Source organism: Desulfobacter sp. UBA2225, from assembly GCF_002348205.1.
Taxonomy (GTDB): Bacteria; Desulfobacterota; Desulfobacteria; order Desulfobacterales; family Desulfobacteraceae; genus Desulfobacter; species Desulfobacter postgatei.
The window spans coordinates 8,461-8,961 of the sequence record NZ_DDYV01000012.1 but is presented as its reverse complement, the minus strand read 5'-3'; the positions used below and the strand labels follow the sequence as shown (position 1 = coordinate 8,961).

The 501-nt window shown below is 43.1% G+C and carries 1 protein-coding gene; it reads right to left on the bottom strand.

From position 1 onward, the window contains the following. Positions 1-501: DUF3333 domain-containing protein (locus tag B3D59_RS00455; protein WP_286817119.1), on the bottom strand; the 501-nt coding region annotated here is incomplete at both ends.

The following is a 501-nucleotide window of genomic DNA, read 5'->3' as shown; positions in this document are numbered from 1 at the left end:
CAAGCTGCTGGTCATTAATTCGTCTTTGGGACTCAGGCTTGTCCCGATCAATGCGCCCTTTCATCAACATGTCCACATCATCATCGGCCGGTACCCATATCTGAATGGTTGTTCCGATCTCATGTCGGTTTTTGGCCACAAAATCCTGGAGCATATAGGTAGCGCTTATACTGACAAGTCCGTACAATTTATGTTTATCTTTGTGTTTTGTCACATCAGGAAAAACAGACAACAAAGCGTTATGAATAAGTTTGGAATAATCGGCACCTGCCAGGTCATCCTTGTCTATAACCTTGCTATCCAGAAAGAGATCCAGCCGGACCATGGTCTGCTGAAACGCAGTATACCCGTTGGAAATAATCGAGATAAACAGCAATGACAAAAAACTTAGGCTGATAATAACGGCTGTACACCCGAATAAACGAAACCAACGTTCTTTGCGGTAGCGTTTATTAAGTCCCTTTTTGACAATATCTATGGTCCTAACCCTACTCTGTGCAT